This is a genomic window from Marisediminitalea sp. (genome assembly GCF_984433645.1).
In genome coordinates this window covers 1-14,491 of sequence record NZ_CFIDRX010000011.1, presented here as the reverse complement: position 1 = coordinate 14,491, position 14,491 = coordinate 1, and the positions used below count along the sequence as shown (strand labels likewise).

13 protein-coding genes are annotated in these 14,491 nt (G+C 50.2%); 4 read left to right on the top strand and 9 right to left on the bottom strand.

All coding sequences use genetic code 11. From position 1 onward, the window contains the following. Window positions 1-39: 39 nt before the first annotated feature. Entirely contained in the window at window positions 40-1,035 is a 996-nt protein-coding gene (locus tag AC4MRN_RS02925; RefSeq protein WP_491202467.1) for a proline iminopeptidase-family hydrolase, read from the bottom strand. A 283-nt stretch (window positions 1,036-1,318) separates the two neighbouring features. Between AC4MRN_RS02925 and AC4MRN_RS02920 the strand changes: the two genes are divergently transcribed. Further along, entirely contained in the window at window positions 1,319-3,502 is a 2,184-nt protein-coding gene (locus AC4MRN_RS02920) for a prolyl oligopeptidase family serine peptidase (protein WP_491202466.1), read from the top strand. Between the two features lie 119 nt (window positions 3,503-3,621). Here the strand turns inward: AC4MRN_RS02920 and AC4MRN_RS02915 are convergent, their stop codons facing one another. Further along, a complete protein-coding gene (locus AC4MRN_RS02915; RefSeq protein WP_491202465.1) occupies window positions 3,622-4,068 on the bottom strand; it encodes an Hsp20 family protein in 447 nt (148 codons plus the stop codon). 291 nt (window positions 4,069-4,359) lie between these two features. On the opposite strand from AC4MRN_RS02915, the gene AC4MRN_RS02910 reads away from it, so the two are divergent. From AC4MRN_RS02910 to AC4MRN_RS02900, 3 genes are read left to right on the top strand one after another with little or no spacing between them, the layout of a single operon-like run. Then, the gene (locus AC4MRN_RS02910) at window positions 4,360-5,385 is read left to right on the top strand and encodes a 5'-methylthioadenosine/S-adenosylhomocysteine nucleosidase family protein (RefSeq protein WP_073317559.1); all 1,026 of its coding nucleotides are present in this window, start codon (window positions 4,360-4,362) and stop codon (window positions 5,383-5,385) included. After that, window positions 5,385-6,341, top strand: a complete 957-nt coding sequence (locus AC4MRN_RS02905) for a hypothetical protein (RefSeq protein ID WP_491202464.1) — start codon at window positions 5,385-5,387, stop codon at window positions 6,339-6,341. Before AC4MRN_RS02910 ends, AC4MRN_RS02905 begins: the two co-directional genes overlap by 1 nt. Before the next feature lie 18 nt (window positions 6,342-6,359). Then, window positions 6,360-6,980 (top strand): flavin reductase family protein, encoded by a 621-nt coding sequence (locus AC4MRN_RS02900; protein WP_491202463.1) that lies wholly within the window; start codon window positions 6,360-6,362, stop codon window positions 6,978-6,980. Between the two features lie 7 nt (window positions 6,981-6,987). On the opposite strand, the gene AC4MRN_RS02895 is transcribed toward AC4MRN_RS02900, so the two are convergent. The 7 genes from AC4MRN_RS02895 to AC4MRN_RS02865 form a co-directional block, all read right to left on the bottom strand. Beyond that, window positions 6,988-7,692, bottom strand: a complete 705-nt coding sequence (locus tag AC4MRN_RS02895) for a response regulator transcription factor (protein WP_491202462.1) — start codon at window positions 7,690-7,692, stop codon at window positions 6,988-6,990. Continuing rightward, window positions 7,693-9,252, bottom strand: a complete 1,560-nt coding sequence (locus AC4MRN_RS02890; RefSeq protein ID WP_490403610.1) for a sensor histidine kinase — start codon at window positions 9,250-9,252, stop codon at window positions 7,693-7,695. It lies immediately after the preceding gene. A 54-nt stretch (window positions 9,253-9,306) separates the two neighbouring features. After that, window positions 9,307-9,864 carry a metal-independent carbonic anhydrase family protein gene (locus AC4MRN_RS02885; RefSeq protein WP_491202461.1) on the bottom strand — a complete coding sequence of 186 codons (558 nt, stop codon included), beginning with the start codon at window positions 9,862-9,864 and terminating at the stop codon, window positions 9,307-9,309. A 63-nt stretch (window positions 9,865-9,927) separates the two neighbouring features. Next, window positions 9,928-11,640 (bottom strand): GGDEF domain-containing protein, encoded by a 1,713-nt coding sequence (locus tag AC4MRN_RS02880; protein WP_491202460.1) that lies wholly within the window; start codon window positions 11,638-11,640, stop codon window positions 9,928-9,930. A gap of 22 nt (window positions 11,641-11,662) precedes the next feature. Then, window positions 11,663-12,106, bottom strand: coding sequence for a DUF2721 domain-containing protein (locus AC4MRN_RS02875; protein WP_491202459.1), 444 nt, complete (start codon window positions 12,104-12,106; stop codon window positions 11,663-11,665). A 125-nt stretch (window positions 12,107-12,231) separates the two neighbouring features. Beyond that, window positions 12,232-12,912 carry a Fe2+-dependent dioxygenase gene (locus AC4MRN_RS02870; RefSeq protein WP_491202458.1) on the bottom strand — a complete coding sequence of 227 codons (681 nt, stop codon included), beginning with the start codon at window positions 12,910-12,912 and terminating at the stop codon, window positions 12,232-12,234. 10 nt (window positions 12,913-12,922) lie between these two features. Then, window positions 12,923-14,491: TonB-dependent receptor (locus AC4MRN_RS02865; RefSeq protein WP_491202457.1), on the bottom strand; the 1,569-nt coding region annotated here is incomplete at its 5' end.

Here is a 14,491-nt window from a genome sequence, read left to right as displayed (position 1 = left end):
GCTTTTTTTTGCCCGCAGAAAAGTAAACCAGCTCAAAGGTTAATCTGTAGTTGGGTCTTTCCTGGTTAGCCAACTGCGTAAAATAGCCAGTGTAATTAACGGGCGATCGCCATAGAATCCATGGGCTCCGCCGGGCACCACCGCCAGTTCTGCGCCAGGCGCTAAAGCCAGATAATCCTGTACGGTATCGATGCGGGCTGAATCGTACTGACCTACCATAAACAGCGTTGTTAGCGGGTTGATCCCGGCCAGTAAGTGGGTCGCATCATAGGCTTTTAATACACCGGTGGAGGAAAATTCACTCGGGCCCCACATGGCATTGTAAATAACCGGATTAAAGCCATTGCCGCCCACGTTTTCGAAGTAGTCGAGCCTGGCTTTGCTCGGTGTGCCCCGGGTGTAATAAGCGGAATAGAGCTTGGTGTATGCCGCGCTGCAGACGTCGCCTTCTGGCGGCTCAGAAGACTCGCACAATCTAAGGGTGTCCTGAACCGATTGGGGCGCTGCTTTTACCAGCAGGTTGGCGTCCATAATCCAATGGGGTGTGGAGATAAAAGTACCGCCCAACACAGTCGACACCGTATGCTGCGGGTATTTCGCAGTGTATTCCAGCGCCAGTGCGGAGCCCCAACTGTGTCCAACAACATGCCATTTGCCAATGTTCAGGTGCTGCCGAATGGTTTCCAGTGATTCCACAAACCGTTCAACCCGCCAGTTTGCCGGGTCATTGGGTTGTTCAGACTTACCACTGTCGAGTTGGTCGTACATGATGACCATGCGGTCATCAGCCAGTTCAGTCATACCGGCAAAGCCATTGTGTGTGCCGCCCGGTCCGCCGTGAACGAAGATCACAGGCACGGCGTCTTTGTGTTGCAAGCCATTGAGTCTGACATAGACCTTCCCGCCTTCAACCGGCACCATGAGTTCTTTTTCTGGCTGGGCATAAGCTGGTGTGCTGGCATTGGTGGTGGACGATACCAGGCAAACAATGAGCAGGCACATTGTGCCAAGCAGGATTCGAAAGAATGCGGGCATGAAACAAACCTTAACAGTGAAGTCGCAAATCGGGCAGTATAAGAGCCTTTGTGAAGAGGCACCAGTTTACGGTGTTGAGTGACTGGCTGGTGCGACTAATCTTCCGTTCTATTTATGCACAGCGAACTTTACAACCCCACAGGCTTATTTTAGTAAAACAGGTACATACCGAATATTACGTAGTATGCTTTTGTTGGGGTAAATACGACAGATAAACAGGCTGCCTACCGGCTTGTTAAGAATAACAGGATGCGGTTAAACGCACTGGATGAGGAAATACACAATGGAATTTAAAAGGAAGTCGTCGATAACATCGATAGTGTTGCTGACTTTACTGGGTTGCACGTCACAAGATGCCAGCGTTAACACAGCGCCAGCCACACAGCCCGTTGCTGAGGTGCGTCAGGCAGTAGCCGATGACCCTTACCTTTGGTTGGAAGAGGTTGAGGGCGAACAGGCACTGGCGTGGGTGAAAGGGCAAAACAGCCGCACTTTGGCACAACTGCAGGCTGATCCTGTTTACGCTGATTTGGAGGCAAAAGCGCTTGATATTGTGAATGCATCAGAGCGTATTCCCTACGGCAGTATTCGAAATGGCAAGGTGTACAATTTCTGGCAGGACGCGACGAATGTGCGTGGTTTGTGGCGAAGAACCACACTCGAAAGTTACGGCACTGATCAACCCGAGTGGGAAACTATTGTCGATTTTGATGCCTTTGCTAAAGCGGAAGGTAAAAACTGGGTGTACAAAGGTGCAGATTGTTACACCGCAAAAGACATTGCGAACTACAAGTGTTTAGTTAGTTTGTCTGATGGCGGTAAAGATGCCGTGACCGTGCGAGAGTTTGACCTGTCCTCCAAGCAGTTTCTGGATGACGGCTTCATGCTGCCGGAAGCTAAATCCGGCGCGGAGTGGATAGATTATAATACGTTGCTGGTTACAACCGATTGGGGCGGTGACGGCTCCACGCTCACTGAATCCCGTTACCCGTCGGTAGTAAAGCGTTGGACCCGCGGTACGCCACTGGAAGAGGCTGAAACTCTGTTCTCTGCGAATAAAACCGATGTCGGCGCTTTTCCTTTTACTCTGGACAGGGACGATGGCACAAAGGTCGAGGGGGTGGTAGTCGCACCCACTTTCTTTACTCGTGAATACTATATTTTTTCCGGCGCAGATGTTGTTCAGCTGCCTTTGCCAGCGCAGTCTGATTTGGTCGGTTTGTATGAAGAACAGCTATTCTTTACCGTAAAACAGGATTGGACCGTAACGGTAGATGGGGTGGACACCACCTACAATACCGGCAGTCTGTTAGCCATGCCTTTTGTTGTGAGCAGCGAGATTACTCAGGCTACGTTACCGGAAGTGGTGTTTGAGCCGAATGCGCGCCAGGCCATTGAAGGTGTTTCTATGACCAAGGGCCAAATTCTCATGACCCTTAGTGATAATGTGGTGGGTAAAATCTTTGCCATTACCAAAGGGCAAAGCGGTTGGGTCTCGAAGCAGCTGGACCTGCCCGCAAACGGCACTCTGTCGGTGTCTTTTGCCGACCCCGATGAAGATACCGTGTTCGTTAATTATGAAGGGTTTTTAACGCCCGACTCGCTAATGAGCTACTCAGCCTCGACCGGCAAGGTGACTACGCTTAAAAGCCTGCCCAGCTGGTTTGATGCCGATGATCTGGTTGTTGAGCAAAAGCAGGTGGAATCCAAAGACGGCACTATGATCCCTTTCTTTGTGATTCATAAGAAAGGCATCAAACACGACGGTAAAACGCCGACTTTATTGTACGGCTACGGCGGTTTCCAAATTTCTATGCGTCCTAACTACAGCGGTTTACGTGGCAAACTCTGGCTGGAGCGAGGCGGTGCATTTGTGCTTGCCAATATTCGCGGTGGCGGTGAATTCGGACCCAAGTGGCACCAGGCAGGCCTGAAAACAAAACGCCAGGTTATCTACGATGACTTTATTGCTGTGGGCGAATGGCTGATTGACCACAAACTTACGTCGCCTGAGCATCTGGGCATACAAGGCGGATCAAACGGCGGCTTGTTGATGGGTGTAATGCTGACGCAGCGTCCTGATCTCTGGAATGCGGTAATTGTACAGGTACCCCTGCTGGACATGCTGCGCTTCCATTTATTGCTAGCGGGCGCAAGCTGGGTAGGCGAGTACGGCTCTCCTGATGTGCCTGAAGAGCGTGAATGGCTGGAAGCAATGTCGCCATACCACAATTTCGATGCCGGAACCGCGTACCCGGAGCCCTTCTTTGTGACTTCAACTAAAGATGACAGGGTGCACCCTGGCCATGCGCGTAAAATGGCTAAACTGTTTGAAGCGTCAGGGAAGCCTTTCCTGTACTACGAAAACATTGATGGCGGACACTCCGCGGCCGCAAACCAGCAGGAAACGGCACGCCGGGTTGCGCTGGAATTTACCTACCTGACTGAAAAGTTAATGGCTAAATAAAGCGAGCTGAGACGCTGGAGCGCCAGCGTCTCAAATCAAGCCTTAAGACAGGCACAAAAAAAAACGGCGCGTAAAGCGCCGTTAAAGAGAGAAACACATGAAAACCAGGGAGTCGTAGATTATTCGTTATCGAATAATCGACTGCCTATTTCTATTTTACGAGGCTTCTTCGCTTCTGGGATCACTCTTTCCAGGTCGACGTGAAGTAAGCCGTTTTTCAGGTCGGCAGTAAGTACTTTTACATGGTCGCCCAACTGGAATTTGCGTTCAAAGTTGCGCTCAGAGATGCCTTTGTGCAGGAATTTACGCTCCTGAGCGTCTTTCGCATCGACGGTTTTGTTGCTGTTGATGACCAGGGTGTTGTCTTCCACCACAATGTTGATGTCATCTTTGCTAAAACCGGCGATAGCCATAGTAATTCGGTATTTGTCTTCAGCCAGCAACTCAATGTTGTAGGGCGGATAAGAACTTTGTTTTTCCGCGCGGCTGGCAGCATCAACTAATGATGCAAGGTGGTCAGAACCAATGAATGAACGGTAAAGAGGAGATAGATCGATAGTACGCATAGTCATATCCTTGTATAAAGCAATATGTAAAAAGTTATGCCCCGAATTCGGCGGCGGTTGTATCGGCCTTACTGTTAAGCACCGATAATTCCTATATGTGACCGGCCAACGGCTTTTCAAGTAAAAAAGTGAAAATTTTTTTCGACCAGTGCACATTGAGTCACGAGTAATGCTAATTCACAGGCTCTGTGTATACCTGTTAAGCTAGGCTCAATAACGGTTCTAAGGTGGCAAAGAAAGAACCGTTCGCTTTTTCACATTCCTCAAAAATTAAATTAGAAAGAGACATTTATGGTTGCAGTAACTTCCCGTTCTTTACGCGTGCTTTGGCTGGGCGTGATGGTATTCGTTATATCGGCGTGTCAGTCAACAACCGCGCCTGTTTATGGCCCGCAGTTTGCTGACGTGACAGATACTGAAAACGGCTTTACAGCAGTTGTTGTGGCCTATGCACCAGAAATGGAAGGTATATTAGGCCGCATTGAGGCAGACCCGAATGCCAGTATTACCTCAACGGTGACTTACAAAGGCGTTAAATACCGCTTAGGGCAATATCATGAGCAGCCAATTTTAGTGTTTGCCACCGGGATGAGCATTGCCAATGCGTCGATGACTATGCAGATGGCGCTGGATTATTTCCCGGTGAAACAAGTGGTGTATATGGGCATTGCGGGTGCAGTTAATCCAGCCTGGCAACCGGGTGATGTGATTGTACCGGCACGTTGGTACTATCACGATGAAAGTGTGTATGCCAATCCGGACCCGGCTAATCCCGGTCAGTCAGTATTACCAGAATACTACGCGAAGTTCATGCAGGAACAGCCTGCACGCAAGGCCGCAGACCCACATTACCCGAACTACAAGCCGTTTGCCTTTATTCACCCTGACGAAGTGTTGATCATAAAAGACGGGATGGATAAACCGCAGGATACAGCGTATTTCTCTGCCAGCGCCAGACTGCTGGACGCGGCGGAAAAAGCAATGAATGCCATGCCTGCACAGATGATTCTTGAACAGCGCCAAGCCAAATTACATGTAGGCGGCAACGGCGTAACCGGTTCAGTCTTTTTAGATAACCGTGAATATCGCAAATGGACCCGCGAGGTATTCAACGCTGAGGTCACTGAAATGGAGTCAGCAGCAATTGGCCAGGTGTGTACCGTCAACGATGTCGACTGGGTGATCATTCGCGCAATCAGCGATCTGGCCGGTGGTCAGGAAGGCGTGAATGTTGAACATATTTATGACAAAGAAGTCTCTCGCGTCGGTGCAAACGTACTCTTTGCAGTGATGGATGAATTAGCCAAGGCCAATTAATGAATAACAGTGAGAGTCGGTTAACGTGCAGCATATGCAACGGCGTCGTTGCCTTAATACTGATTGCTGCGTTGTTAGTGCCAATACGGGCGATAGCGGAATCGGAACAACATGCCGTTGCCCGGAAATACGCTGCGCTGGTGGGGCGTCTTGCGCTTACTGAGTCGTTGTTCAGTGAAATGTCTCTGCGCTGTGATGTGGATTTTGCGTACACCACGCAACAATATTCCGCTATCGACTACCACCTAAGAATTCATACCGGCATGACGTTTAACCAATGGCAGGCGCAATTCGGTGATGCTGAACAGTCAAACGCCATGGTTGAGCAGGTGATGAATGACACGCTTCGCGATATCGGTGAATGTAACCCGGAAGGTTTACAGCAGTGGTTTGCGGGCATGCAGCAAAATCTGGTCGGTCCTTCAGTCGATGAACTCACTTCACTGCCTTTGGTTTTTGGTTTGCGCGCCCGTTCAGTGAGCGAGCAGGAGGCCGTGGCATTCTTTCGGTCTCAGGTGTTAGCTTACAAAACCCTGAGTGTCGCTGAGATTGTTGGTCTGGCTCGTGGTTTAAGTACCGGCGGCTACCATTACGCGAAAATGGTGTATCTACCCAACATTCAGGTAGATCATCAAAAGGCGGTTACGCTGTATGAGTTCGCTTACCAACAGGAAGCCAGTGCTGAGAATCTCTTCGCGCTGGCACAGGGTAAAGCCAGAGTGGATCGCGATGCGAGTGTGCCGTTGTTTAAGCAAGCGGCCGAAGAAGGGTTATTTGAAGCCCAGCGCTGGTATGGTAACTATTTAGGGTGTCAGGGTAATAAACCCGATGCCCTGTTCTGGCTTCAACAAGCCAAAGACACCAACCCTGAGCAAGCTGAATTCATTGACGACTTCATTATCGAGATTAACGAATTGGGTGAGCCTACCAACTGCATCGACGGCTGGGTTCACTAATCCCTTAAGGAAAACACGATGTCAGACCGGTTTTATTCTTATCAGGTGGCGAATGGGCACGGACTTCCTCACGACCCGTTTAAAGCCATTATTGCGCCGCGCCCAATTGGTTGGATAGCCTCTAAGAGCCTAAACGGTGTAGCAAACCTGGCGCCCTACAGTTTTTTCAATGCATTCAACAACGCACCGCCTATCATCGGCTTCGCCAGCGTGGGCTATAAAGACAGCGTGAAGAACATCGAGGAAACCGGCGAATTTTGCTGGAGTATGGCGACACAGCCGCTGGCAGAAGCCATGAATAATACCAGTAAGCCGGTAGCAGAAGATGTCAGCGAGTTTGAGTTAGCAGGACTTGATCAGGGTGCACCTCACCAGGTTAACGTGCCCTTCGTGGAGGCCAGTCCGGTGTCGATGGAATGCAAGTTAACACAAATTGTGCAGCTTACCGATACCGCACAACAGTCGTTGGATACCTGGGTTGTATTCGGGCAAGTGGTTGCGGTGCATATCGCCCATTCACATCTAAAAGACGGCGCGTTTCAACTGGTAGAAGCACAACCGATCATGCGTGCCGGCGGGCCGGGTGACTACTTTTCAATTAGCGCCGAAAATGGCTTTTTTATGGGGCGGCCGAAGTAGACCGCCGCTATTCAGCGGGTTGGATAAGACGGTAGCCCCTGCCGCGGATAGTCTCAATGACTGGTGTTTTTGTGGGCGATGAGGGAGAGGCGTTTTCAGCAAGCTTCTTGCGCAATCGATTGATATAGACATCCACAACATTGGTTAACGGGTCGTTTTGTGTGCTCCATACCTGACTCAGGATCCGCTCTCGCGACAAAACGGTTTCCGGGCGCTCTATAAAAAATTTAAGCAACAGGAATTCCAGTGTGGTGAGCTGAAGTTCTTGTGCTTGTAACCACACCCGTTGTTTTGCGGGCTCAAGTGTTAGCTGGTGATATTGCACTTTGTCGGTCTGGGACTGACTGGAAGGCCGTCTTCTCAATAACGCATCAATGCGGGCAAGCAGCTCGTCGAAGTCAAACGGCTTGGCAAGATAGTCATCGGCCCCGTGTCGCAGACCTTCAATTCGCTCTTCGGTATCGCCCAACGCCGTTAACATCAGAAATAGCAAGTCAGGGTGGCGTTTACGCCACGTTGGTAAGCTGTACAAGCTGTCATCGGCGCCTATCATGCGGTCGATGATAGCTAGATCCGGTGACACCGATTTTAATTTGTCGGCCATCTCAGTTAGGGTGGCGGCATGGTGGCACTGGTGCCCCTCAGCATTTAAACCACGGGTTAAAAAACTGGCCAGTTGAGGCTCATCTTCCAATATTAACAGCGTAGCCATTTACGACCTCGTATTGGGTAATTCGACGGTAAAACAACAGCCAGAAGGCTCGACATTGTGAGCGCTGATTGTTCCCTGATGGGCATCGGTAATCGCCTTGGCGATTGCTAATCCTAATCCGTTACCCTGGCCGGAACGTGAATCCGACGCACTGAAATATCGCTCAAACACGCGCTTGATGTGTTGCTCGTCCATGCCGGTGCCCTGATCAGTCACCGTAAAACGAATTGCTGCTGGGTTTGCGTAAACTGACAAGACGATTTCACCTTTGTCTGGTGAATGTCCAATGGCATTGTCGAGTAAAATGAGCAGGACCTGACGAATTCGCTCATCGTCAAACACCGCGGTTTCCGCTTGTAATTCTGCACTTACAGTCAGATAGACAGGTTTCCCCGTCACCATGCTGCTGGCACGTTTCTCAACATCGGAGACAAACGTTGATAAGTCTTGCGCGGCAGGCGCAATACGCAACTTACCGGCTTCGGTGCGCGCAATAAACAGTAAGTCGTCTACCAGCTTACTGAGCGCCAACGACTGCTCCAGCACTATGCTCAGCGTTTCCCGCAGTGTGTCATTGTCGGCCTTCTGCCGCAATGTGACCTGCGATTCTCCGCGAATAATGGTAATGGGAGTACGTAATTCATGGCTGATATCGGCCAGAAACTCCCGTCGTGCAGACTCGTTTTGACGAAGCTGATTGTTCGCCTCGGTTAACGCCGTGGTGCGCTGCCCCACTTCATACTCCAACTGTTGCTGATACTGCTTTTCTTGTTGCTGTTGGTTATTTAAGGCGTCGGCCATGGTGTTAAACGCACTGGCGATATCGTCAAACTCCTGGTCGAAGCCGCGGGGAATGCGATAATCGTAGTTGCCCTTCGCCACAGCTTCTGCCCCCAGCCGAATCGATTGCAGAGGTTGGTATAAAATACCGAGCAGCCAGTAACAGCCGTAAATGACCACGGGCACAGACAACGTAGCTAACAGAATGGAGTAACCCAGAATAGATTGGTTTGTCGCATCAATCCTGGCCTCCAGATAGGTGACGACCTTTGACTGACGATTCACCGCTGCATTGATTGCCTCGCGAAACTGGTTGTCTATGGTGACTTCGAGTAAATACTGAATTCGGCTCTCTTTGCTCAGGTCGCCCTGGCTGTACTGGGCAATAATGACACGAAAATCGCTGATGATGCTGTCGAGCAATTGCTCCAGGGCTTCGGTATCTTCCACCGAACCTTTGGTTACCTGCTCACCCAGCGCCTGGCGTTGTTGCGCTTCCAGCGTTTTTATTTTCAGTAGCGAGGACTCGATGATTTTCCGTTTATTGCGGACTTCCGCCTGATTAGCGCCTTTGCCAAAAATAAGCTCATCGGTGAGTTGCTTAAACAAACGGTAGGACACGCTGGACAGCAACAAGTGCTCCTGAAGCAGAGACTGCGCAATGGCATTTTGTGTCAGATTTGCGCGGGTAGTGTACGACGATATGGCTACCAGCGCTGAAGTGGCAACTAACAGCGTTGCCATGACCATGGCGAATATCGTAAGCTTTTTCTTATACATACTTGGTATTCTGGCGACGGCATTGAAAAGCCGCCGCGCCTGCCAGTTTGAATGCTACCCGTTAAAAGGGAGTGATGAGTGATGCAGCACTATCTTCACATCGCCCGATTCGTCCAGTCGGTACCCAAAGGTGTACTCAACCTTCACTTCTTCATTATTGATTGTAGTAAAAAAGTAGTTACCCATAGCCAGAGCAATGTCATCCATTACCAGAATATCGTGGTTATCAAAACGCACATTGGTCCAGGGATTAATGGCAAAGCCATTATCTTCATTTACTACGCCTGTAACGAAATACGAATGGGCTTCCTCAAAAGTTTCATGAAACTGGTCTGATTTTGCTTTGGTTGGCTTAAACAGTACGCCGTACTTTTCGTAGTCGTACAATTCGCTGATCATTTTCTTAGCGTAGGCCGCGTAGTCTTGATTAGACAGTTTTGCCTCACCAATGGACACAATGCCCTGAGCCCAGCGCGACTGCGCGTCAGTGATCATGTCTTCTGTTATTTGATTTGCGCTAGCGTTGGCCGCTGTTAGTGCCAGTGTTACGAATGAAAGTGAACAAGCCATGCGTTTCATAATGATGTCTCCAATCTCAACGTTCGGGATCATCTTATGTCACGCACTGTGAAAAAAGCTTTTAAGTAACATTAACAGAACATGAAAAAGAACGCGTTAACTGGCGTTAGTGCATAACTGATCGCGGCCGTTGCGCTTGGCTTTGTAAAGCAGTTCATCGGCTTGATTTATCAGGCTGGCCACGTCGGTTTGCCCGTCTGCCTGCACCGCACCCATACTAAACGTGACGTTGAGGGTTTGAGTGCCAATGTCGATTTCAGCGACGGCCTTTCGCAGTCGTTCGAACAAGCCGTTGGTGGCGGAGAGTTCGGTTGAGGGCAACACGAACAGCCACTCTTCACCGCCCCACCGGCCTACTGCGTCGTGCTGACGTATCAGTAATTTAGCGCGCTCAGCAAAGGTGGTAAGCACAATATCACCGGCATCATGGCCGTAGGTGTCATTCACCGATTTGAAATGGTCAATATCGGCCAGTGCCAGTACAAAGGGCTTATTGGTTTGAGCAAATTCGTTACGTACCTGCTCGGCGTAATCCTGAACGGCACGGCGGTTCAACACCTGGGTGAGGCCGTCGGTGTTTGCCAGGTGTTCGAAGCGCTTTGCGTCTTTGTGTTTACGCACAAACAGCAGGACCAGAATGGCCAGACAGAGTAACGAACATACCAGTGCCAGCAAATAAATAAGCTGCTGCTGCGACTGTTTTTCAACCTTGAGGTTTTGCAGTGCCGTTTGTTGTCTTGCCGACTCAAGTGCTTTGGCCTGTTCAATTAATTGGAAGCTGGCATATTCCCGTGCCAGCGCTTTGTTACGTGACACCGTTTGATTCAGGGCCTGCGCCTGTTCGTAAAACGCTGACGCTGCCTGCCAGTCGCCATTTTCATTTGCGCGATTGGCGTTTAACGTGGTCAGCGTTAGCTGATCGGCGCTGGCCATCGCGTTGATTGGTAACGTGCTTAACCATGTCATTGCTGATTCACGTTGTGCATTCGTGCCGTGCTGAGCGAGATAGAGTTGCAGTGAGAGTATAAGCGCATTATTGCCAGCCTGTTCGGCATGGGCGACGGCTTGCTCTGCATAGTCTGTAGCAACCTGAATCTGGTTTTCTTCGGTGGCCTGTTTCGCCAACACAAAGGTGGCCCGGGCCTGAACGGAATGGCTCACCGATTGCCTTTTTGGGCTGCGTAACAGCGCCAGCACTTCGCTCAGCTGTGCTTCATCTCGAGGGGTATGCCATAAGTGGACCGCGGCTTGAAGCGCCAGGTTGTTGTCATCGTGAATCAGTAACGGAGTGAGCAGGTCGCGCACCGACTGAAAGAAGCCTATTCTAAAATGAATGTCGGCGACCGCGAGTTGGGCGTCGGCCAGCGGTTTACCCGATAACTGAGGAAGGAGTTCACTGGTCAGCAGGTGTGTGAGTGCCAGCGCTTGCTTAACATCGTCGGTGCGCAGGGCGTACTTGGCTAACAACTGGGTGTATAGGGCCAGTTGCGCAATATTGTCATTTACCGATAGCTGGGTTAGCAGCCGCTGTGCAGATTCGGCGGGGGCGGAAAGGGTAACGTCCTGCAAATACAGGTAAATACGCAAGGCATCGTAGTGCTGCATTTCTTCCGGGACCATTCTGGTCACACATTCGGTAGCCGGTAGCGCTTGCTGAAGTTGCTGCAGCTCGTGGGTGTAAACCGCAGTGTAGAATGTGTTTGGAGTGAATACTGAGGAATCAGGGCAGTCTTGTTGCGCTTGCAGTGACATACTGCACGTCAGGGTGAACACCGCAATGAAAAAGGCAATAAGTCTGTTGGTGGGCACCCGGCATTCCCTCATGTTGTTTCTACCGCACGGTTCGGATCACGCGAATAGTGGCTGTGGCTAATTTTACTTCCAGTAAGAAGAGTAGCAGTGCAAAGATAAGTAGCAACATTGCCAGAATAAATAAGGTGATGACCAACACATTGAGCTTTACCTGCCATAACTCACCGGCAAACAGGCTCACGATCACGCTACACACCATAAATGCAGAGGCGGTACAAAAGCCAATTGCCCAGTTGATTAACTTCACCCGCTTCCACAGCAAAATGATTTCAGACTTGAGTCGTCCGCTTTCCTGTTCCGAGGATATTGTGACAATTTCTTTTTCTGCCGAACGCACCCGGTCAGTAATGCGTCCCAGACGCCCTGACATCACATTCAGAAAACCGGCTATACCCGCCAGTAAAAACACCGGGGCAACGGCAATTTCAATTAAGGTAGATAACGACGGGATCAACGCTTCCATGGGCAAAGTCAGATACTGAAAAGCTGAAGTAAATGGGTAATTTACCAAGCATAATCAATATTATGCTGCGATACCAGAATAGCGGTGCACAACATGACTAAAGGTGAATAGGCCTGGCTGGGACTTTACAGCTGTGCGTGCTTGCGGATCAGGTTGTGGTAGACGTGATGCAAACTGTCCAACTGTGCCCTTGCTACGCTGTCGTTGTTTGCCAATTGCTGAATGTTCTGGTCCAGCTCGTACAGGATTTCCCGGATATGGGTGTCTGACACCAGACTTTGCATCCAGGTAATTGCCGCAATACGAACACCGCTGGTGACCGGTGTAACTTTATGTAAGCTACTCGACGGATAGGTTACCGCATCGCCAGCCTGAGGCTTTACGCGCTGCTCGCCAAACTCAGTTTGAATAACCAGTTCGCCACCTTCGTATTCATTGGGTTCTGACAAGAACAATGTCATCGACATGTCTGAACGCAATACTTCCGGGGAATTGGGGATACGCATAATGGCACCGTCTACGTGAAACCCATAGGTTTCGCCGTTGGTGTAGCGGTTAAAACAGGGGGGAAAGATTTTTTGCGGTAATACCGCAGACACCAGCTTGGGTGTCTCGCCGTATTTGGCCAATAACGCATTGGCTAGTTGTTTCACTGTGTCGTCGTTGGCATCGGCCTGGGCGTTGTCCTTAACACTGGCAGACATACCCATGGCCGTGCCCTTACCGTCCAGCCACGGTACTTGATCGAGATGCTGACGAAAAGCGTTAACTTCATCTTTGGTTAGCAGTTTCTCGATCAAGACCATGTGGTAATCCTTAGAATTGGTAAGTAACGTTGGCGCGCAGTGACTGACGGTCACCGATGTACATAAACTTCGGCGCTCGGTAAGTGGAGGTATAGTATTCTTTGTCGAATACGTTGCCAAGGTTTACACGAACCGTCAGGTCTTCTGTCATGTTGTACAGCGCAAACAGGTTAACCAGGCTGTAAGACGGGACTTCCGGGCCGTTTGAACCTGTGTCAGGCTGGCCGCCGGTCATTTTGTCTTTGTAAGTGAAGTCACCACCGAAGGCGAAGTCTTCAGTCAACTGATAACGGGCCTGAGCGTAGAAGCTCTTGTTGGCGAACAAGGCCAGCGGCAAACCTACGCTGTCCGGACTGGACGCAGATTCTAAAATTTCAGAATCCATTACAGCACCGTTGATCTGGATGCTCAGGTTTTCTGTTACCTGACCATTTACCGCTACCTCAACACCGGTCACTTCGTTCTTACCTGTGTTCAGTGCACCGGTTACGTCGTAGCCGCGGCCTGAACCTTCCATAACGTCATCTTTAGTCAGCTTGAATGCCGCAATCTGAACGAACAACGACTCATCGATCAGTGACATCTTTGTACCGATTTCGATGTTTTGTACATTTTCAGGATCCGCAGCTGCGTTGCCGTCTGAATCGGTACATACACCACCGTAACCACAGTTACCGCCCACATCTGACTCACCGCCATTGATGTTCGACGCGGTACCGTATGATGCGTAAAGGTTGATGTCATCGACGACTTCATACACAACACCTAAGTGGCCGTTAACCAGAGTGTCGTCGAAGGCATATAGCGCTTCGCCGTTGCGGCCATTCGTGTTGTTGCTGTAGTCATAGGAGTCGATACGAATACCAGCGAACACCATTAACGCTTCGGTTAACTGGATGGTATCCATGACTGACACAGCACTGACTTCGTAGCTGTAGTCTGCGGTAAAGTCGCCTTCGTAGGCTGCTGAGCGGTCGATAACAGTATTCAGACCAGCCACCGCATTACCGCTGGCATCAAGGCCACAGAACGTATTACTAACACCGCCGCGGCCAGAAGCCCAACAGTTTGCGACCGACGCTGAACCAGTATCGGCATAGCGGCCGTTCAGTACAGAGTAATCGGCGTATTCGGCGCTGAATAACAGCTTGTGCTCAATATCACCAGTGGTGACATTACCGAACAGGTTTAACTGGGTGGCAAAGTGTTCGACGTCCTGCCAGTTAGAATGTGTGCCAAACGTGAAAGTGGTGTAACCATTGGTTCCGTTGGTGGCATCGTCCTCAGTGGCATAGCCGGTTGTCCCGCCAGCACTGGTAGCCAGATAACCGTTGTCGGTTTTACCGTATCGGGTAATGTTGTAGATTTTCCAGTCGTCGTTGATTTCGTATTCAACGCGCACTGTGCCCGACAGTGCCTCAGAAGTCAGAAAGTCGCCTTTTTGCGCATACACCGGAATATCTTCAAATATTACGCCGTCTACTGCTGTTGAACCCAGGTCAGGTACGTCTTCAGCTTTCAGGTAATAAACGTCTGCCCACACTTTGGTTTTATGCAGATCATCATACAATCCGGATAA